Below are 22,239 nucleotides of genomic sequence, written 5' to 3' on the forward strand. Positions count from 1 at the left end.
AAACTATCTTGCAATTAAGCGCTAATTTCCGTTTAAATGGCTTCTCTCCAGCGTCTCTTTTCATGAGTATAGTGTGTATCCAGCTGGCAAATAAATAGCTAGCATTAAGATGTACTTATGTTAAACAAATGTTATTGGTGTGATTTGTATTTGCATGTAACTTATTAATAAATCAGTTGTAATCAAAATGTTTAAATTTTTATCTTTTAAGTGGCGAAGTCACTCATTTCATGACATTGGATAGTGCTGGATAAGTACTCAAATTAATATTTGATTGAAAATGATTGGTATTGCTTGACTATATTTATGATGGATGTAAAATAATGTTAACAAATTAAAGCTAAGAGCTTTTAGTACATCAATCGCTGGAGTTAAACAGAAGATGCCAAGCAAACAAAGTGAATTTAAACATGTTGATTATAGTTGGGACGACGCGGTCGCTGACACGTTAACGCCAATCGAAAGTCTAGTATATCGTTCAAATATATTAGGTGCAGATCAACGTATTACTAATACAGGTGGTGGTAATACTTCTGCTAAATTGATGGAGATTGATCCATTGACAGGTGAAGAAGTTGAAGTTTTGTGGGTAAAAGGTTCTGGTGGTGATTTACGTACCGCTAAAGTAGAAAACTTTTCATCCTTATATCAAGGCAAATTAAATGCCTTAGATGCGACTTACCAAGCACGTGATGATAAAGGGTATAAACAAGCAGGTGAAGATGCCATGATTGGCATGTACAAACACTGTAATTTTTGTTTAAACCCTCGTGCTTCATCTATTGATACCCCATTACATTCGATGATTGCTGACAAACATGTTGACCATTTACATCCGAATGCGGTTATTGCAATTGCTTCATGTAAAGATCAAGAAGCCTTAACTGAGAAAGTGTGGGGCGGAAAAATGGCCTATGTGCCATGGATGCGTCCGGGGTGGGAAGCAGCAAAAGTATGTGAAGAAGCTTATGCCGCTAAACCAGACAGCATCGGGATCCTTTTAGGCCAGCATGGTCATACCAACTGGGAATCAGAAAGCAAAAGTTGTTACGAGACGTCTTTATGGGTTATCGAAACCGCAGCGCGTTATATTGAAGAACATGACAAAGGTGAACAAACCTTTGGTGGTGCTAAAGTAGAAAGTCTCTCTGAAGAAGCACGAACTGAACTATTAACTCAATTTTTACCGGTTGCTCGTGGTGTGTTGTCAAACAAAGTGAAGTTTATCGCTACCGTACAGTCAGACGAAACTGCTTTACGTTTTGTAAATAGTGTGGATGCTCCGCGTTTAGCTAAATTAGGTACTTCATGTCCTGATCATTTCTTACGTACTAAAATTCAACCTTTGTATGTTGATTATAATCCTAAGACTGACGATTTTGATGCATTAGTTGAAAAACTAAATACGGGTATTGAACAATACCGTATTGAATACGCTGAGTATTACAACAACTGTAAACGTGATGATTCACCAGCTATGCGTGATCCTAGCCCAACAGTTATCTTGATCCCTGGTGTCGGTATTATTGGTTGGGGTAAAAATAAATCAGAGTCTCGTGTAACCACTGAATTCTACAACTGTGCAATCGAAGTAATGCGAGGTGCAGAAGCCATCAGTGAATACACAGCCTTACCTCAGCAAGAAGCATTTGATATTGAGTACTGGGCACTAGAAGAAGCCAAGTTACAACGTATGCCTAAAGAAGCGCCACTTGCTCGTGACATAGTGGTAGTGGTTGGTGCTGGAGACGGCATTGGTAAAGAGACAGCATTTCGTGTTGCTCGTGAAGGTGCACATGTAGTTTGTGCTGATTTACGCCTTGATGCTGCGCAAAAAACAGCTGACGAATTAACTGCTATCTATGGCCAAGGTATTGGCGTAGCGGGCACTGGCATTTCAGGTTGTGGCCCGGCTATAGCACTTGAAGTCAATATTACTGAGCGCGAAAGTGTTAAAAATATGTTTGACCAAGTGACCTTAGCTTATGGTGGTATAGATAAAGTTATCGTAACTGCCGGTGTATTCTTAGCGCCGGGTCAATCAGGCATGAGCAATGAACAACAATTTGATGTTAGCTTTGCGGTTAACGTCAAAGGTGGCTACATTGTTGGCACCCAGGCCAATGAAATTTGGCAAGCTCAAGGCCTTAAAGGTGCTTTGGTATTAACTACAAGTGTTAATGCGGCTGTAGCTAAGAAAGGTTCTTTAGCTTACGACACATCTAAAGCTGCAGCCAATCACTTAGTACGTGAACTAGCTGTTGAATTATCACCACTAGTCAATGTTAACGGTTTAGCGCCAGCTACGGTAGTGAAGGGCAGTACTATGTTCCCTCGTGACCGCGTGATAGCATCGTTAACTAAGTACGATGTTGAATTTGGGACAGATGATTCAGATGATGAATTACGAGACAAACTAGCCATGTTTTATGCACAGCGTACTTTGACTAAGTCTCCGATTACACCAGCAGACCAAGCTGAAGCAGCTTATTTGATGGTTTCAGGTCAGTTAAGTAAAACAACCGGACAAATCATTAGTGTAGATGGCGGATTGCACGAAGCATTCTTACGCTAAGCTAACGTAACCTTTTTAGAGCGCCTTTTTAGGCGCTCATTTTGATAAGAGCAGAAAATATGACACAACGTATCGATAAAGGCCTAATTGCAGAACAAAATGCAAAACTAGAAGCCAACCTTAAAGAAGATTATCAAGCACTGGGTAACAAGTTATCTCGTGATGGAATTAATATTGACGAAATCACAGCTAAAGCTGAAGCGTTTCAAATCGCTGTTCCTTCATGGGGCACAGGGACTGGCGGAACACGTTTCGCACGTTTTCCAGGTGAAGGTGAACCACGTAATATTTGGGAAAAGTTAGAAGACAGCGCCGTTATCAATGATTTGTCTCAGTGTACCGAACGTGTATCACCACACTTTCCTTGGGATAAGGTAGATGACTTTTCTGAGTTAAAACAAACTTCAGATAGCTTAGGCTTGAAATGGGATTCAATTAACTCGAATACCTTTCAAGACCAACCAGGCCAAGAGCATAGCTTTAAGTACGGTAGTTTAAGCAACACCAGCGCAGCATCTCGTGATTTAGCTATTCAACACAATCTTGATTGTATTGAATACGGTAAAGCCCTTGATTCAAAAACCTTAACGGTATGGGTAGGTGACGGTTCTAACCACCCTGGCCAACAGCATTTTCAACATGCTTTTGAGCGTTATTTAGAAAGTATGAAAACTATTTATGCTGGGCTTCCAGCTGATTGGGAATTGCATATCGAGCACAAAATGTTTGAGCCTGCTTTTTATTCAACCATTATTCAGGATTGGGGCAGTAACGTATTAGCCGCAATGGAGCTTGGTCCTCAGGCTAAGTCATTGGTTGATTTAGGTCACCATGCGCCAAACGTAAACATTGAAATGATAGTGTCTCGTTTGATCCAATTTAAGAAATTAGGTGGTTTCCACTTTAACGATTCTAAATATGGTGATGATGATTTAGACAGTGGTAGTTTACACCCGTATCAGCAATTCTTGATTTTTAACGAGTTGGTGGACGCTGAATATCGTAATCAAGCAGAATTTGGTCCTAACTACATGTTAGATCAATCACATAACGTGACTGACCCAATTGAAAGCTTAATGAACTCTGCTGCTAGTGTACAACGTTCATACGTTTCAGCTTTGATTGTAGACAGAACAAAATTAACCGAATATCAAACGGCTAATGATGCATTGATGTGTAGCAATACTTTGAAGAAAGCCTTTACTACAGACGTATCGCCAATTTTAGAAATGGCCCGTTTACGTAAAGGTGGAGCGATTGACCCAATTGCTGTCTATCGTCAATCAGGTTACCGAGCACAAGCAGGTGCAGAACGTCCAAATACGGGCGGTAATGGCTCTGGGATTGTTTAATATCCCAATGATGTAAAAATAAACTCAAAAATGCTTCGGCATCTTTGAGTTTTTTTGTATTTTCAGAATATAAAAAGAAAAAGTTAAAATAATAATAATTATCACCTATAGCCTTCGAAATTGGCTATGAGTGAAATCGGAGGTTATATGTCATCAGCAGAAGAATTTGAAACGCAACCGGTCAGCCCTCAAAAGCTGCAAGGTCCTAAAACCTTTGCGGCTAGTTATGCCGGCGAACACGTTGCGGGAACCGAATTTGTAATTGGAGCACTTTTTGTGGCTTGGGGGGTCGGCGCTGCTGATGTTCTCATCGGTTTATTATTTGGTAATCTATTAGCCGTGTTAACTTGGGGCTTAATTACTGCTCCCATCGCAACCGACACGCGTCTAACTTTATATGCTTATTTAGAAAAAATCGCAGGCCCAGGTACAATCAAACTGTACAGTGTAGTGAATGGTATTTTGTTCTGTGTATTAGCAGGTGCCATGATCACAGTTTCGGCCTCAGCCGTGCGTATATTGTTTGGTATTGAAGACCAAGTTGGCTATTTACCCAATGACTTTAGGTTTGTGTTAGTCGTTTTAGGTGTCGGCGCTGTTGTGGTTTACATGGCTGTTAAAGGCTTTAAAAAACTCGCTGCTTTTGCTGAAGTCTGCGCTCCTTGGATGATATTGATGTTTTTTGTTGGGGCATTAGTCATGATGCCAACTACGGTTGCCGCCACGGCAGGTGTAGATGGTATCAATAGTTTTAGTGACTTTTTGACCGTTGCCAGTGAATCAATCTGGAAAGACACTGAAGGTGAAGTGGGAATTTGGCATGTCATTGCTTTTGCATGGGTAGCCAACTTAGCTATGCACGGTAGTTTAGGTGATATGACTTTGTTACGCTTTGCTAAGAGTGCTAAATATGGTTATTTCTCAGCATTAGGTATGTTTATCGGCCATTATATGGCTTGGATATGCGCTGGTATTATGGGAGCAGGTGCTGCCATTATTCTTAAAACTAGTATTACCGCGATTGACCCAGGTTCGGTTGCTTATACGGCTTTAGGGGCTTCTGGTATTCTAGCGGTAATTATTGCTGGTTGGACAACATCTAACCCAACAATTTACCGAGCGGGTTTGGCCTTTAGTTCGCTAAACAACACTTGGGGTCGCACTAAAGTGACTATCGTAGTCGGTATTATCACCACTATTATTGCTTGTTCTCCGTTTGTGTTCTCTGGCTTGTTAGGGTTTGTTGGTTATATGGGATTGTTGTTGGCTCCTGTAGGTGCCATTATTGTGGCTGAACACTGGATCTTTCCTAAGATTGGCTTAACACGTTATTGGTCATCTTATAAAGGCAACACGACTAACGTAGCTGCGTTCGCAACTTGGATTGTGTCTATGGTGGTGGGTATTGCTGTAGAACAAGCTGGCTTATTGCATTTGTTCTTCATCTTAGTGCCTTTATGGATATTCTCAACTGTGATGTACATAGTGTTAGCTTCATCTATGGGGGCTAAAGATACTTATCCTGAAGCTCAGGCTGCTGAACAAACTGAATCTGAGCGTAAAGTTGCAGAAGTCGCATATTTAGCTTCTGAGGTCACCAGCCAAGAATTAGCGACTGATAATACACCTTTAATCGCTAAATTAGTCAAATATGTATCTTGGGGGGCTTTAGTTGCTTGTTTGTACATGGGGATAATGTCTTACGTGAATCAAGACATTGAAACGATAACGACATGGTTAATAGTGCCTACTTTAATTTATTTTGTAACGGCAACCTATGCTTATATTGCTAAGAACGAAGAAGATTAATCATCGAGTCTTGTGGTTAACGTAATTGGCACAGAATAAATCTAAATTTATTCTGCCATTTTCATCTTTAATTAATAATGCCGCGTAAACCAATTACACGGCATTTTTTTATTACCCATATATTTAAAAGGAATTAAGGCATGGTGAAATTTAGTGTGGTTTATATAAGTGTTGTTGTCTTGATCGGTTGCCAGTCAACGCCACAAAGGGAAGTTAACAAAACGCCAATATTTAATCTTGAAATTAGTGAAACTATTACGCCTGAGGCTGCATTAGTAGTAAAGCCAATAGCGGCAGAGCCAATTGAAACGTCCCTTCCTACCATTAATGGATCCCCTTCAACACTAACTGGTGTTAAAGCTCCCACAGGGCGTAAGTCTATTCAGGATTTGGTTCCAGCATCATTAGGGGCAAATACGGATTTCCCATTATTTAATCAACAAGTATGTAGAGATAATGTTGATGTTACCTATAGGGTAACTAGCCCAGAAGGTATCAAGTCAACTTTTTCAGCTAATGTTCAAGCTCAAGGCGTGGCGGTGGGTTTGTCACCTGGACAAGATAAAATTAAAGTCAAAACGAATGGGTGGTATAGTCAAAATACTAATCTAAGTCGATGGCGGCCTTTCTTATCTCAGCCACCTAGTGCTAAGGGGATTTTACTTGAAGTTGATGCAGAGTTTTGGGATACCAAAACAAACTGGTATCGGTGTGATTTAACCCCGTTAAAATAGTGGTGGTTATAGGCGGGCAAAAAGTAACAGTCAGTAAATCTTGCTATACCAAGCCCCTAGTATTTATAAAACACTAGGGGGTATAGAAAGAATACGTACTTTTACTCGACTATGGTTACGCTTCCTTGGGTCAATTTAGCAAGCAAATCTTGCCATTCTTCAGTATCCCAATTTTTAATTTGTGCCATAAAAATGGCTTTTTCAAGATTAGTTATGACTTGAGTGTAATCTCTATTTTCACGGTTTTTATGAGATAAAGCTAATAGGTAAAAATATTCTGGATTATTGGTCTGCGCAGCTGCAATTCTGTCTAACAATACCTCGGCTCTATCTTGATCATGTAACGATTTATCATTGGCGGTCAGGTTTAATTCAATGGTTTTTAAAGTGGCTGGTATATGGCCTTTCTTAACCGCAGATTCAAACCAAAATAGCGCTTTTTTCTCGTCATATGTTACCCAAGGACTAGTGGTTAATAGTTTACCTAAACGATATTCCGCATTTGCTAAGCCATAACTGGCGGCTAAAGAAATCCATTCTATGGCTTTTGGAATATCGTTTTGTTCACGGTATAACTTTAACCCATGTTCGAACATAGCTAATGGATGTCCTTGTTTAGACAAAGCAAGTAAACGCTTATCAACTTCCCCTTCTTCTTGTGTTAACCAAGTGAAGCTCTGTAAAGCCATAGCGTATTGATATTGGTCACTGAGCGAGGTACCTGATTTTAGTCTTTTTGCTGAACGGATAATGTTTTCGTACATGGCTTCATTTTCATGCACCATAGTAAATTTACTATAAGTGGCTGCTCCCATATACGCTCTATGTACAAATTCTACTGGTTGATCTTTAAACATAGGAATAGGAGTAGGGAATAGCGCATATTCATCTTTGATTGTAAGTGTTGAACCCATTTTTTGAATATCTATTAGATTACGTTTGCTGCCATCGCTTGCTATGTCGTGATCTAATATTAAAAAAGGTAGTTTAGGTGCAGACATGATTAAAGTTAACGAATCACCTTCCTCTAGGTCTCCATCATCATTGGTAAAACTCCCTTCATCAAATTCAAGTAAAGCATCTTCATATTCTTCACTAAAAAATTTTCCATCAATGGCAAGCTCGCCATTAAAGGTCACTTTATCAGCTAAATTCTCAGTCTTTATTACTGGAAAATACTGCTCTTGAATAATAGCTTTGCCAGCTTTTTGTTTATGCTCCTTTAATACTTGATATATGGTCGTTTTTTGGTCGTCATTAAATGGCGCCATCATTGAACTAAAGGTAGTTTGGGCTTTCTCTAATGGATAATCCGCCGCCATAGACATATAAATAAGTGCATTTAGTGTGTCTTTTTCAACACCTAAACCTTTTTGATACATAGTCGCTAATTGATAGTAAGCATGGGGGTTACCAACTTTTGCAGCCTCTGTATATCCTTGTTTAGCTAATTTATATTGTTTAGCGGCAAACTGTTTGTCTGTCTTAAAAATATCAGCACTGAATACAGGAGCTGTCATTACAATACTAACAAATGCCAATGGCGTTAAGTGTCTAACTAAAGTTTTCACTGCTTAGTCCTTTCTATGGTTTTGCGTGACTATGATTTAAATGGAGTTTATATGATTTTTGAAAAAGAGGAGGGCGTTTACTTTTAATTTACATTAACTTTTAAGTAACTCCACTTAACATAATTATACTTTCCTTCCTAGAACAGTTGACTAGCAAAGGCCTAGATATAATTCGAAACCCCATCTTATAATGTTGTCATACAAGATGATTGTGAACATTATTGTTTAAAAGAAGCTAAATGAAAAGCTCTAAGAAAATTACCAACCTTACATGGTGTCAATATCAATCACAAAAAATCACAATAAGTCTTTTTGTGGGCGTTTTATTCAGGTAAGATAGCTTGAACTTGTTATCAAATTGTATGGTTTGTGTGCTATTTGTTGCATTTAAATTAGAGCTTGCTTAGAAAGTGGAATTAGAAAATGAAATTTAAAAGTAAAAGTCGTTTGTTGTTAGGGGCACTAACTACTGTATTGGTCAGTCTAGGATCTACAGTCAGTCATGCTGCCGAAAAACCGAACATCATTTTTATCCTCACCGATGATTTAGGTTTTAATCAAATTGGGGCTTATGGCAATACTCCCATCAAAACACCTAACCTAGATAAAATGGCGAACAACGGTATTCGATTTGATCAAGCTTATGCGGGTAATACAGTATGTTCTCCTTCACGTGTATCTTTATTTACAGGGCGTGATGGCCGCTACATGAGCAACAATTCTAATACTGTTGAATTGACGCATATGGACATTACTTTGGCTCATGTACTAAAACACGCTAATTATGATACCGCTTTGTTTGGTAAATATTCTATTGGTCAACAAATGGGCGTGACCGACCCTTTAGCTATGGGGTTTGATACTTGGTATGGCATGTATTCAATACTAGAAGGTCACAGACAATACCCACATATCATGTGGCGAGACGGTAAAAAAATTCGAATTAGCGAAAATGAAGGTGGTAAAAAGGGCGCATACGCTCAAGAACTATTTACCGAAGAAGCAATTAATTACATTAAACAAGATCGTGAAAACCCGTTTTTTATGATGTTAACCTTTTCTTCCCCTCATGCTGAACTTGGTGTACCAGAAAAATACAGTAAACAATATGAATTAGAAGAAACCCCATACATGGGAATGAAAGGGGGAGTACCGGCTGATAAGTATGCAGCGTATTACCCTGAACCAGTAGATAAGCCTAATGCGACCTTGGCTGGAATGGTTACTGCTTTAGACGATTATGTTGGCCAAATTATGGCTCAGCTGAAAGCCACAGGGCAGTTAGATAATACAATTATATTTTTTACCTCAGACAATGGGCCCCATGACGAAGGTGGCGCTGATCCAGAATTTTTTAAAGCAGCAGCACCTTACAAAGGACAAAAACGAGACCTGTATGACGGCGGTATTCACGTGCCTATGTTAGTGCAGTGGCCTGCCAAAATTAAACAAGGGCGTGTGGACAATACTCCTTGGTTGTTTGCTGACGTTATGCCTACTTTGGCTGACATTGCCGATGTTAATTTAAACCTAGTGCCTAGGGTTAGAACTAATGGTGTATCTATTAATGGTTTATTAGATGACTCTCCGCAAAAAATGGCTGAACGTGTCTTATATTGGGAGTTCGCTAAACAAGTCGGCGACCCTAATTCAGGAGTCATTGGTGATACTTTTCAAGCGGCTCGTAAAGGAAATTGGAAAGCGGTACGTTACACAGTTCAAGGTGAAATGGAGCTATATGACATCATTAACGATCCCCATGAATCAAATAATTTGGCTAGTAAAAAACCAGCACTGACCAAAGAGTTTTTTGACTTATTTGAAAAATATAAAGATTAAATAAATCGACTTTTGATTTGCAGAATATTATATAAGGGCCGTAGGGCCCTTTTTTTAAGTTGTTGTACCGTATTGTATTAATTATGAACGGATAACGCTCGTAATAATGAAAGGTTAAATTACATGCTCAACTCGCTAAAAACTCAGTGGATTAAACTTCTAATAATTTGCCCTTTGATCTTAGGCAGCGGTTGTTTTAATCAATCAACAAATAACGAGTCGACAAGTGATCAAGTTACCCATAAAAAGAGTATCTCTGCCAGTCCAGAGCAGCTTTTAGTTGAAGGCAATACCCAACCACTCAATGTACATAATTTACAACCTAGATTGTCTTGGTTAGCGAATGTTAAAAAACAAACTGCTTATCAAATTCAAGTAGCAAGTTCTGCTCAAGGGTTAACAAAAAATCCTGCAGATTTATGGGACAGTGGCAAAGTGCTAGCTCAGGAGTCTCGTAATATTCCCTATAAAGGCAATAACCTCACCACTAATGACCAAGCATACTGGCGAGTAAGAGTGTGGCAAGAAGGGCATGAAAATCCTAGTGATTGGAGTGCTGTAAGTCATTGGGAAATGGGCTTGTTAAACAAAACTGATTGGCAAGCTAAATGGCTACAGGTACCTGTAAGAATTGTGGCTGAAGATAAGCAAACTATCAGCCAGTGGATAGATTTAGTCGGCACAGTAGAAAAAGAAAACGGCGCGATTGAAACCCCTGCCATTGAACAGTTACACCAAATGCCAACCGCGAGCTTGTTTCGTCATGAATTTTCTATCGACAACCAAGACAAACAAATAGTGCAAGCCAAATTACACAGCACTGCGGGTGGTTATTACCAGGTATTTATCAATGGAAAACAAGTAAAAGACCGGCTGATGGATCCCGGTCAAACGGATTTTGACAAGCGTATTTTATACAATACTGATGAAGTCAGTGATTGGTTGGAATCAGGTCAAAATGTGATTGGTGTGCATTTAGGCAGTGGCTGGTACGACGAAGATATTGCTTTTAGCGGCTGGAAAAATCCAGATGCTACAACCCCTAACAAAGCCCGCAAAACGTATACTTTTGGTCAGCCTACATTTATTGCTCAATTAGAAATTACATACAGTGACGGTAGCCAAGAAGTGATAACAACTAATGAAACATGGCGCAGTCATGCTTCTGCTGTGGTTAAAGAAGGGATTTTTTCTGGTGAGCTATTTGATGCCTCTCAAGTTATCCACGATTGGCATAAAGCTAGTTACCAAGACTTAACGGATTGGCAGGAGGTTAAGGTGTTAGATACTTGGCCTACTAAGTCGTTAGTACCGCAAATGTTACCTGCGATACGAGCAGTAAAACCTATGCAGGCCGTGGGTATATCTCAACCCAAAGATAATGTATGGGTGTTTGATTTTGGCCAGAACTTTACCGGTATTCCTACCTTACATTTAGACAAGTTATCTTTAACAGAAGGGCAGGGCGTGTATCTGCGTTTTGCTGAATGGCAAGACGATAAAGGAAACATCAGTCAATTGAGTGGGGGAGGCTGGGCCACTAATTTAAATGCGGTAGATGGATATATTGCGGGTAAACAAAATGCAGATTCTTGGTCACCTAGTTTTACTTGGCATGGATTTCGTTATGTGGAAATTACTGGGTTAACCGAAAAACCACCACTTGATGCGCTAAGCGCTCGATTGTTGAGAAGTGACGTAGAGCGTGTCGGGCAATTTGAAAGTTCAGATACCTTGCTTAATCGTATTCATCACACGGCGCTTTGGACCTATGAAAGCAACTTAATGAGTGTACCGTTAGATTGCCCCATTCGTGAAAAAGCTGGTTGGACAGGTGATGCCCACGCCGCACTAATCACAGGTAACTATAACTTTAATATGCAAAATTTCTGGGAAAAATACCTAGGCGATTTTGAAACCGCAGCGAAAATAGCACCCACAGTTGTGCCCGGTAAACGCACGGGTGGCGGTAAAGTAGATTGGGCTGTGGCCGAGGTTTTTATTGCATGGGAGCATTATCGCCATCATGGTGACAAACAAATATTAGCCAATCAGTATCCAAGTTTGGTCAAGTATATGGATTTTGGTCAAAGCCAAATGAGCAATTTTCTAATTGAAAGTGGTTATGGTGATTGGTGTGATCCAGTGCCTTCACCAGGTACACCAAGAGTGGGTGGCCGTGGTACGCCACAATGGACCACTACCACAGTCACCAGTACAGCCTTGTTTACCCAAGCGGCAAATTATATGACTGAGATAGCCAAAGTATTGGGTGAATCGGCAGATGTACAGCGTTATCAAAGATTACACCAAAATTTAACCCAAGGTTTTCATCATGCATTATACGATCCTGAAACGGGTCATTATGGTAGTCAAACTGCAGATGCTATGGCCTTGCAGTTTGGTATTACCCCAGTCGAATTACGTCAAAGAGTAGCCGATGCGCTCAATAAAGACGTAGTAGACAAGTGGAAAGGCCATTCTTCTGTTGGCGCACTTGGCCAAACCTATTTGTATTTATCGCTAAGTGATTATGGTTATGCAGATACAGCGTTCAATATTTTTAAAGCCAAGGGGTATCCAGGGTTTTCATACTTGTTTGATGAGCTAGACGGTACCACTTTATGGGAGCGTAAAGGGGCGTTTAACCCAGACAACTCTGTAGATGGCAAAACTCGCGGACCATTACGTTCGTTAAATCATCCTTTTCACAGCGGTTATGATGGTTGGTTTTATCAGGGATTGGGTGGAATCCGACCTTTAGAACACAGTGTGGGTTATCAAGAATTTATGCTTAAACCCGTATTTCCAACAGACTTAAATCATGCAGACGTCACTTATAACAGTGGTTACGGTGATATAAAAAGCTACTGGAAACGCCAAGGAGAAAGTATTGTTTGGCAATTTGAAATTCCCAATAACACCAGTGCTTGGGTGGTTTTACCGAATAAAGACAAGGTGAAATATCCTGCAGGTAAATACTCAATATTAATTGACTAGAATAGTCAGTACTTGTGAGTTACTAACAAGTAACCGTTAAAAATACGCCTTAAAAGAAGTAGGAATAATGAAAAAAATACTAATACCACTACTATTAACCTCAACATTAGCTACAACAGTTTCATGCTCTGCTAAAGATAAGTTATCTCAACAATCTAGCATTCCATCAGCTAATCCAGCGGCTAGCATAATGTTAGATGCCAGCAAAGATTTTAACCAGACTAACTTAGGTGATGTGCCTTATTACCAAGATAAAAATAACGACTCGTTAGCCATAGATGCACGGGTACTTGAATACCGTAATTTATTTGCCAAAGCGTCAAGCACCTTTAATGGTCTGACTGGAGAGTATGATGTCACTTTTACTTATGTAACCGAAGAAGATGGTGAGCCGCTTTATCGTTTATTAGTGAATAATCAAGTGGTGGGGTTATATCGCGCCGACTATATTCAATTAGATAAAAATCGAGATTTAAAACCAAACACACATGTATGGAAAGGAATAAGGTTAACCCAAGGTGACACCATAAGTGTTGAATCTGCAGCTCATACCAATGGTCGCATTCCCGAGCATGGCGGCACTGCCTGGGCGCGAGGTCGTTGGCAGCAGGTTGAATTCACCCCGGTAAATAAAAAGCAAACAAAACCTAAACTTAGGCCCCATCAACAACCCAAGCGAGAATATTTCAGCCAGCACAAAGACTTGTTAGTGGCGCAATTCGACTCAAAACCAGATGCTGACGATATTCATGCTATAGCGGCATTAGGTTCTATGTTGGCTCACCCTGATTTAGCCAAGGTTAATTATGTGGCAGTTGCTGGTGCTTTTGGCATCCAAGATGGTGAATACATAGATTCCCCAGAGTTATTTAAACTGGCTTTTGGCAAAGAAAATTTAGGCTGGACTGACGCTAATAAAAACAAGGCAAACGCCTTAAGTCTTATCACTAGCCGAGTTCGTGCAGTGTTAAAGCAAGGTGGCAATGTGTGGGTGCAAGAAGCCGGACAATCTGACTTTACCCGCGATTGGCTAGAAGCTTTAATTGCTGGTGGCATGCATCAATCTATCGTTAAAAACAACATATTTGTGGTGCAGCATAGTAAATGGAATGAGACAAAAACCACTCCCGAAGATCTAGCTTACGTAAAACAAAAAACAAGCTACATGGCCATAAACGATGGCAACGAAGCCATGAAAGAATTTAACCATCATGGCCGACGAGTCTTTTTAACACCTATGTATGTTGACCCTGATACTAAATGGATTGCCAGTGCAGTGAGTGAAGATAATAACAAGCAGCATGCGCGTAAATTATGGCAAGAAGCCACAAACATCATCGACAAAATTGGCTTTGATGCACATTATTCGGTTATTCCAAAAGGTGGGGTAGATTTCTCGGATACCGTTGAAAGCTGGTGGATCTTAAATTTAGGGCACAGAGCGCCATCAGTCCATGGGTTTTGGGATCGTTATGTCACCAGTGTAGAGCTTGATTCTATTAAACCGCCAAAAGGGCGCATAGCTGTGGTAATTGATGGTAATTCACCGGATCCTGACGATGTTGGCGCAACGCCGGTTATGTTTGGTTTATTAAACCAAGCAGGCCTAACCGATAGGTTAGTGCATCTTTCACATTCTTGTGATCTAGACCCGTTTAAAAACAAAGGTGTACAACGTATCGATGCTAAAAATGAATTACGACGCCAAGGCATATTGCATCAACTAACGGGCGAAGCAATAAGCTTGTTTGGGCCTTTTAAAAACTTGCGTAATTTTTACAACTGTCGTGTGGATCAAACTGCCGCCACTCAAGATCTTACCGATGCCATAAACAATTCAACGGCAGCAGATCCTTTATGGATAATTGAAGCCGGTGAGCCAGATTTAATTGGTTATGCCTTAGAGTTAGCCAACCCAAGTGCTCGTCAGCATGTGAAAATCATCTCTCACCATCCAGCCAACGATAACAGCGGTGACTATTTTACTTGGCAACAAATTCTTGATTTTGGCATCACTCAATATCAAATAGGCGATCAAAATGTAGGTTTGCAAACCCCTATGTATCCTTGGGATTGGGCCAAAGAACATAGCAATAAAGGTATTGCCTTTATTTGGAAGATGTTAGCTTATGCTGAACAAGATGGTGTGGTGGCTTTTCAAACCAATAAATTCGACTGTTCAGATGCGGGAATGATGTACTGGTGGATCACAGGGGCTGATAATGGCGGTAACAACTCAGCCACCGCAGATGATATGAAAGACATGTTACTGCGTTAGTTGTTACGTAAAAGAAAACCGTACAAAGAAAGCTATATCCACAAAAAAGGCGCTGAATGTTATGTTCAGCGCCTTTTTTAGTGGTTTATTGTTGCGCAAAAGCGCAACAATCAGTTTTCACTTCCTTAAGCTTGTTTGCGTTGACGCATTAATAACAAGCCAGCCGTTAGAGAAAATAATACTAAACCCGAAGGAGCTGGGACTTCTGAATGAGGTGCTCCGTTTTTGTTTAAATTTTCAACCTTATCTTCTACAAATACAGGATCCACAGTGTTGTCTAATATATTAAATACCGCTTGGCCTAACTCAAAAGAAGGTCCAAAGTTAAAGGCATCATCAAAAAACACAAAATCAACGAAAAATAGAGACGAATCACCATTCGGGATCACACCACCAGAGCCAAAACCAACAAAGTTATCAAACATAAATACTGAGTCTGTGTAACTTGAAAATTCCAACTGACTGTCATCAAATAAATATTCTGCCGTGGTTTGGTATGTATCTTGTTGGATATTATTTAACGAAAAATCAACAAATAGCTGATTACCAGAAGTGAACACATTGGTAATTAAGCCTGCATTTGCGTTCATTGCAAATACAAAAGATAAAACTAACACTATATATTTCATGTTTATAATTCCTATTTCTAGTAATGGTGCGTTACAGAAGCAACGCACCTATTAAAACTTATTACTCTGTAGCACAACCGCTACGAGTACATAAAAGAGCAACACCACGCACGTCACGACTATTAATTAAACCATCGGCGTTAAAGTCATATCGCATGTCAGTAATTCCACCGGTACGCACAGCAGAGCTAAAGGCACGTACATCATTGCGATCCACATCACCATCCTTATCCAAGTCACCAAAGACATCCTTTGCCAACACGGTGAGCTTCATGATTTCAGTGGTTTCATTACCAGCCCTATCTCTAGCAATCGCCTTAAACGTATGCACCCCAACAGCTAGTCCTGTTGTTTCTTGTGGATCAGGCGAATTTGCATGTCCCCATTCATAAGGAGCAACCGATTCTTGTCGAACAAAGGTGTCGTTGATATAAAGTTGAACATTTGCGATAGAGGAAACACTTAATGGACTGCTCGCTTTAATATCAAGAACTAACTCTGGGTATCCTTCAGTAACCGTCATTTCGCTTGAAGGGAATATGACGAGAGGGTTGAACTCTGATTCGCTGAGCACATTTACGATCATTGTTGATTCACCAGTGTTCCCTTTGGAATCAGTAGCAACGGCTTTGAAAATATGACTGCCAATAGGTAACCCTAACAACTCCGTTCTCCCTCCATGCCCCCACTCATAGGGTGCGACACCTTCCTTTCGAACATAAGTGTCATTGATATAAAGCTCTACGCTTGTAATTTCACTGTTTGCCTCAGATGCACTCGCAGCGATATCTAAATATAAGTTTTGATAACCAACAATTAGACTTATCGAGTCTTGAGCAAAGTTGACGACCGGCGCATTTTCTGAGGGGGTAGGGGGCTCAATTGGGGTTGGGTCAACCGGCCCAATAGGCCCAATTGGTGGTAACGGCTCACCATCCGTCAAATCAAAAATATAACTGAACAAATTTTGTGAATCAGTTTGAACACTGCGATCTTCAGCAATTAGAACTAACCTACCATTTTCAATTCTAGAAACCGTATTACCAAATTTGTTAGGTGTTTGTATGGTTAACTCGGGTTGGTCATTAATGGAACCTACTTCTGTGCTACTTATCGTTATCAGGCCCGAACTTGATGCTGTTGCCCGATATAGTTTGTTTTCATAGGGCATGCCAGCTAAAGCTTTACCCACATGTTTTGTAAAACTTGTTTCACCGGCTTGTCGGGAATAAGTATAGTGGTAATCGGTATTAGACGTACGTGCTCTATAAGTTAAATGAATACCACCATCATCGCTTACTGAAATACCTGGCCCAGACGACGAGCCCGTCCCGTCATGGGTAACCGGTAAATCAATTAAAAACGGAGAGTAATCTTGAATGGGTAAGGGGTGTTTGACACCGTTTGGATCTTCCCACTGGTCAGTCATAGTAGGCCCTGTTTTGGCGAGATATACTCCCTCATTTAATATCCCTAATGGTTTTTTTGCTGCCCATCGCACTGAAAATGCGTAATAAACATCACCATTTCCAAACGCCGCTTTACCATAAGCATAGTTTCTATCTTCTACTGCCACATGAGGTAAACCACCGCCACGTGTGACTTGCTTCGCAGGAGTCCAAGTATCACCATTGTATACATGCACCATTTCATTGCCGCCTACAGCAGAACCTTTTCGGTAATGGACCACTATGTCTCCATCATCGTTTTCCACTAAAGTTGGGTAAGTAATACGAAGATTTTGCCCTTCGGCTAAGTATTCTCTTTTATTGTGGTAATTGGTGACTTGAGAAAATAACTCGTCAGAAGCAAAAGCGAGATTCTTTTTCGATACAATGTAATTTAATGGATCATTGTGATGATCGAATAGCATGTGGATAGTACCATCTTTTTCACTGACGCTAACCGCAACGGTTCTATGTGAGTCGCCCCATTTGTTCCCTGGTTGAATCAACTTATTTTGATGTGGAAACTCAACAGATACCCAATCTCCACTGCCAATGCGTTTACGAGACAGCATTAACTTTCGATTGTTCATTCCTCCTTTATACCATCCAAAATAGGCAAAACCGTTTACCACGGTTAAGCAATCTCCCCTAGGGCTAATATTTGGCGCATAGTGATAAGCTTTGTCTCCATTTGCATACCAAAAATATAAGCCTTGATCAGTAACCAATGACTCTTCTATTAACGTAACGTCTGCTTGAGTATAAGTAGCAGCAGAGACGGTAAGTAAAGTCGATATAGCCAAAAGCGATTTTTTAACTGTCTTATTCATGTCCTTTGTCCTTGTTCTTTCCTATTAAAACGATACGACAAGATTCCATTTAATAGAGTTAGGTTTTATAAAAAGGCCGTGAAATTAGTGATGACTCAGCCTTTTGAAATTGGTTTTAGATGAAATTTAACCTTGCTTGCGCTTGCGCATAAAACACAATCCCGCAGCTAAAGAAAATAAGGCCAAACCCGAAGGAGCTGGGACTTCTGAATGAGGTGCTCCGTTTTCGTTCAAATTTTCAACCTTAACTTCTACAAATACAGGATCGACAGCGTTGTCTAAAATATTAAATACCGCTTGGCCTAACTCAAAAGAAGGTCCAAAGTTAAAGGCATCATCAAAAAACACAAAATCAACGAAAAATAGAGACGAATCACCATTCGGGATCACACCACCAGAGCCAAAACCAACAAAGTTATCAAACATAAATACTGAGTCTGTGTAACTTGAAAATTCCAACTGACTGTCATCAAATAAATATTCTGCCGTGGTTTGGTAAGTATCCTGTTGGATACCATCCAAAGAGAAATCAACAAATAACTGATTACCAGAGGTGAAAACATTGGTAATTAGGCCTGCATTTGCGTTCATTGCAAATACAAAAGATAAAACTAACACTACATATTTCATGTTTTTAATTCCTATTTCTAGTAATGGTGCGTGACATATGCAACGCACCTATTAAAACTTATTACTCTGTAGCACAACCGCTACGAGTACATAAAAGAGCAACACCACGCACGTCACGGCTATTAATTTCACCATCGGCGTTAAAGTCATATCGCATGTCAGTAATTCCACCGGTACGCACAGCAGAGCTAAAGGCGCGAACGTCGTTGCGGTCAACATCGCCGTCTTTGTCTAGATCGCCAAACATCGCAGCTTCATTTACTGTTATATAAAGCTTGTCTTCGCCGGTTTTACCATTGCTATCGGTTGCGATAACTTTAAATTCATGCCTACCAGCACTTAGGCCAAGAAGTTCTGATTCATAGAACTCTCCACCCCAAATGTATGGTGCTTCGAACTGTTCACGTGTAAACGCGCCATTTACGTATAGCTCAACACTTGTAATGCCAACATTAGCGTCAGTTACGTCAACTGTGTTCATCAAGGTTAGTGCTTTGTAACCTTCCTCCAATTCACCATCAAATTGTTCTAGGCTTACTGTTGGACCTGGTATAGGCTTAACGATGAATGTCATGGCAAAATGTTCGCCTACTAAACCAGTATTATCTTCTGCTACCGCTGTGAACGTATGCTCACCAACTCCCAATGGGTTAGGATTTGGAGTGTGGCGGTCTAACCAACCCATTGCGCCAAATTCGTATGGTGCAAATGAATGTCCCCAGTTCCATGGAGCTCTAGTATCTTTACGTACTAACTCACCATTTCTATATAAGGTTACTGATTTGATAGTGCGGCCTTCTACAGGCGACGATGCTGGTATCGAAAGACTAAATTTCTCGTAACCTTCTGTTACTTCATAAACACTTTGTGGCCAAGTAACAATGGGGGGGTGCGGAGCGCCAATTACTTTTAATGTAAATGCTGCTTCACTGCTGTCACCTTCACTGTCAACTGCAACAAACTTAAACTCATGTTCACCAGCTGTTAGTGGGTTAGGGTTCGGCTGATGACAAGGGCTAGGTTCCGGATCTTGGTCGCAACTGATCCATCCCATTGCTCCTGTTTCATGTGCTTGGTGCTTATGACCCCAGTTATACGGAGAGTTTGTATCTTTACGCACTAATTCATCGTTAATATAAAGTGTAACCGATTCAATAGTACGGCCATCAATTGGCTCTGGGGTAACAGTAACACCTAGTTGTTCGTAACCTTCATCAACTGTTTTTTCTGTATAAGGTAAGGTGATTGTTGGGCCGTTTGATTTAACCGTTAGCGACATTGTTGCGTAACCTTTAGCGCCTTCACTATCGGTAACAACTGCTCTGAAAGTATAAACACCAGGGGCAAATGGGTTTGGATTGGGTGAATGTGCATCTGTCCAACCCATAGCGCCAGTTTCGTGAGGTTTAGAACCATGGCCAAATAGGTAAGGGTCTGAATCGTCAACACGCACTAGCTCGCCATCGATATAAAGCGCAACCGATTCGACTGTACGACCTTCAATAGCTTCAGCTTTAAGACCTAGCGATAATTTTTCATAACCTTCAGCAACTTCTTTCGCTGATTCAGGGAATGTTACTTTTGGCGCGTTAGCCTGACCTTCTAGGTCCAAATCAATTACTTGTAAATATATTGGTCTAGCAGTACCAGTGGCTTGTTCCATCATGTAGTAATAAGCTTTGCCGTCCTTGATATTGACAACGCCACGTTGGAAATTAATGCCATCAGGGTTAGCATCAGCATGATAAATACGTTCAAAGTTGTTAGTGCCGCCTAGCGCTTTTTCAACATAAGGTTTGCCGCCATCTAAGCCAATGATATAAAGGTCATTACCAGCATTATAAAGTTTACCGCCGGCAAATCCCGTTTCGGTGATAAATTCAGTAGCACCTGCTGGCTTATAGGTATGAGCTTTAATCGTCACATTATTTTCAAGGTCTTTTACTTGGTGAACAAAGTGCAAATCACCTTGGTCGGTAAGGGTAAAATCGAAGCCTCCCACAATGTATACTTTACCTGGCGGTGTGCCAGCGCCGTTAGCAGAAGTACCTTCAGTTTCTACTAAATCACCTGGTTCAAAAACTTTAATTTCTTCGGCATCAACTAAAGGCCAAGTAATTTGCTTGCCTGCATGGTCACGCCATACATTGTTAGCAGGATCATCTAAGTATGCGTAATAAATACCGTTTTGATAAACGAATTTATCGGTATTATCACTACTACGTTTTTGGAAACCAACATGGAGTTTGCCGTTAATATATTTCATAAAGCCATACAGCCCCCAGTTGTGATCTAGACCATGGCTTTTTTGGTTTCTATGACTGAATGGGACAAATTTGTTCCATTTGTCAGAATCTGCATCATAACTGTTGTAATAATATGCACCGTTATTATTGCCGCCCCAACGCATATAGTGGATGAGGTCGCCTTCCTTTGTTTCATAAAACTTAGGGTAGGTTAACGCTGCAAAATTTCCTTTGTCGGCTATATCTCTAGTCATCACTAGATGCTTATAGTCATCAGGACCTTGGCTGACGTTACTAGTATCAGGTACAAAAACATTTTCTAGGGTGAAATCTTCATCAGCAACTTCAGCTGCACCAGGAACACTGTAGCTGTAACGGAAATAATCGTCTTTAAAAACTCCGCCATGGCTGGTATTTGTATATGCGTGCATATCGTACACCATATGGATAGTGCCATTTTTCGGGCTAACCGCTAAACCAATGGTGTTGTGAGATTCACCAATCCACCATTTACCTTGGAAACCAGTATGGCGGTGAGGGAATTCGATGGTTTTTACAACACCAGTATTTGTGTTTAGGCGCGATAACATAACATGACGGTCATCTTTGCCACCGCGATACCAGGTCATAAATACGTAGTTTTTATATACTTTTACAGCGTCACCGTATGCAGAGATACTTGCACCAAATTTAAAGTGGTACTTACTATCCTCTTGCAATTGTTGGGTGCTGAGGTTTTGTCTATCAATATCGCCCCCATCGAAGTGCAAAGCGTTATCGGCGATTTTTACTTGGCTTTCTAACTTTACCTCAGCATTTGCATAGTGAAAGCTGCCACCTAAGACAGATGTCACCAGCAGTAAATGCTTGAATGGCGATATGTTTAAATTTTTAAATAAATTCATATGGAGCCCAATTTTAGTTATGTGTATTGATGTCCGGTTACGCCAAATTAGTCGTAACTTATGCCTTAAGTTGTCTTCCAAACTTATTGGAATGAGTACCTTTGTGTAGGGTTGTACTCTAATATGACAAGTTAGGTGCTTATATCTTAACAATTGATCACCTTAAATCAAATTAATTCACATAAAATTAACTAAAATAACAATTTGTAATCAATATAGATCTTTTTAGGTCTTTGTGTCCTGTGTTTAATATATTGATTAAGTGGGGATATTAAGCGGTAAATGTAGCCTTAAGTATGATCTTAGTAGCTTATGTACTTCCTTGGTTATAGAAGTGCCTTAGGGTTTATTTACTGTAATTGGTATCAAATGTGCGGAAAACAGGCTTAGTCT

12 protein-coding genes are annotated in these 22,239 nt (G+C 40.3%); 7 read left to right on the top strand and 5 right to left on the bottom strand.

The features are described 5' to 3' along the window. Nucleotides 1–382 precede the first annotated feature (382 nt). The 4 genes from L0668_RS11990 to L0668_RS12005 all read left to right on the top strand — a co-directional run bounded on the left by L0668_RS11990 (nucleotide 383) and on the right by L0668_RS12005 (nucleotide 6,470). On the top strand, nucleotides 383–2,575 hold the full coding sequence (locus L0668_RS11990) for a bifunctional rhamnulose-1-phosphate aldolase/short-chain dehydrogenase (RefSeq protein ID WP_235312872.1): 2,193 nt from the start codon (nucleotides 383–385) through the stop codon (nucleotides 2,573–2,575). Between the two features lie 59 nt (nucleotides 2,576–2,634). Continuing rightward, entirely contained in the window at nucleotides 2,635–3,927 is a 1,293-nt protein-coding gene (gene rhaI / locus L0668_RS11995) for an L-rhamnose catabolism isomerase (protein ID WP_235312873.1), read from the top strand. 147 nt (nucleotides 3,928–4,074) lie between these two features. Beyond that, entirely contained in the window at nucleotides 4,075–5,736 is a 1,662-nt protein-coding gene (locus L0668_RS12000) for a purine-cytosine permease family protein (protein WP_235312874.1), read from the top strand. A gap of 140 nt (nucleotides 5,737–5,876) precedes the next feature. Further along, a complete protein-coding gene (locus L0668_RS12005; RefSeq protein WP_235312875.1) occupies nucleotides 5,877–6,470 on the top strand; it encodes a hypothetical protein in 594 nt (197 codons plus the stop codon). Nucleotides 6,471–6,571: 101 nt separating this feature from the next. Here L0668_RS12005 and L0668_RS12010 read toward each other — a convergent pair whose 3' ends face one another. Further along, a complete protein-coding gene (locus L0668_RS12010; RefSeq protein WP_235312876.1) occupies nucleotides 6,572–8,041 on the bottom strand; it encodes a tetratricopeptide repeat protein in 1,470 nt (489 codons plus the stop codon). A 423-nt stretch (nucleotides 8,042–8,464) separates the two neighbouring features. Between L0668_RS12010 and L0668_RS12015 the strand changes: the two genes are divergently transcribed. The 3 genes from L0668_RS12015 to L0668_RS12025 all read left to right on the top strand — a co-directional run bounded on the left by L0668_RS12015 (nucleotide 8,465) and on the right by L0668_RS12025 (nucleotide 15,158). After that, nucleotides 8,465–9,880: a sulfatase-like hydrolase/transferase gene (locus L0668_RS12015; RefSeq protein ID WP_235312877.1), complete on the top strand. Its 1,416-nt coding sequence runs from the start codon at nucleotides 8,465–8,467 to the stop codon at nucleotides 9,878–9,880. Nucleotides 9,881–10,003: 123 nt separating this feature from the next. Continuing rightward, a complete protein-coding gene (locus L0668_RS12020) occupies nucleotides 10,004–12,880 on the top strand; it encodes an alpha-L-rhamnosidase (protein WP_235312878.1) in 2,877 nt (958 codons plus the stop codon). A 67-nt stretch (nucleotides 12,881–12,947) separates the two neighbouring features. Then, nucleotides 12,948–15,158, top strand: a complete 2,211-nt coding sequence (locus L0668_RS12025) for a hypothetical protein (protein WP_235312879.1) — start codon at nucleotides 12,948–12,950, stop codon at nucleotides 15,156–15,158. Between the two features lie 125 nt (nucleotides 15,159–15,283). On the opposite strand, the gene L0668_RS12030 is transcribed toward L0668_RS12025, so the two are convergent. The 4 genes from L0668_RS12030 to L0668_RS12045 form a co-directional block, all read right to left on the bottom strand. Continuing rightward, on the bottom strand, nucleotides 15,284–15,787 hold the full coding sequence (locus tag L0668_RS12030) for a PEP-CTERM sorting domain-containing protein (protein ID WP_235312880.1): 504 nt from the start codon (nucleotides 15,785–15,787) through the stop codon (nucleotides 15,284–15,286). Between the two features lie 61 nt (nucleotides 15,788–15,848). Further along, nucleotides 15,849–18,065 carry a BNR-4 repeat-containing protein gene (locus L0668_RS12035; protein WP_235312881.1) on the bottom strand — a complete coding sequence of 739 codons (2,217 nt, stop codon included), beginning with the start codon at nucleotides 18,063–18,065 and terminating at the stop codon, nucleotides 15,849–15,851. A 126-nt stretch (nucleotides 18,066–18,191) separates the two neighbouring features. Then, a complete protein-coding gene (locus tag L0668_RS12040; protein ID WP_235312882.1) occupies nucleotides 18,192–18,695 on the bottom strand; it encodes a PEP-CTERM sorting domain-containing protein in 504 nt (167 codons plus the stop codon). Nucleotides 18,696–18,756: 61 nt separating this feature from the next. Then, nucleotides 18,757–21,846, bottom strand: coding sequence for a BNR-4 repeat-containing protein (locus tag L0668_RS12045; RefSeq protein WP_235312883.1), 3,090 nt, complete (start codon nucleotides 21,844–21,846; stop codon nucleotides 18,757–18,759). Between the last annotated feature and the right edge of the window lie 393 nt (nucleotides 21,847–22,239).

The sequence above is a fragment of the Paraglaciecola algarum genome (genome assembly GCF_021532655.1).
GTDB lineage: Bacteria > Pseudomonadota > Gammaproteobacteria > Enterobacterales > Alteromonadaceae > Paraglaciecola > Paraglaciecola algarum.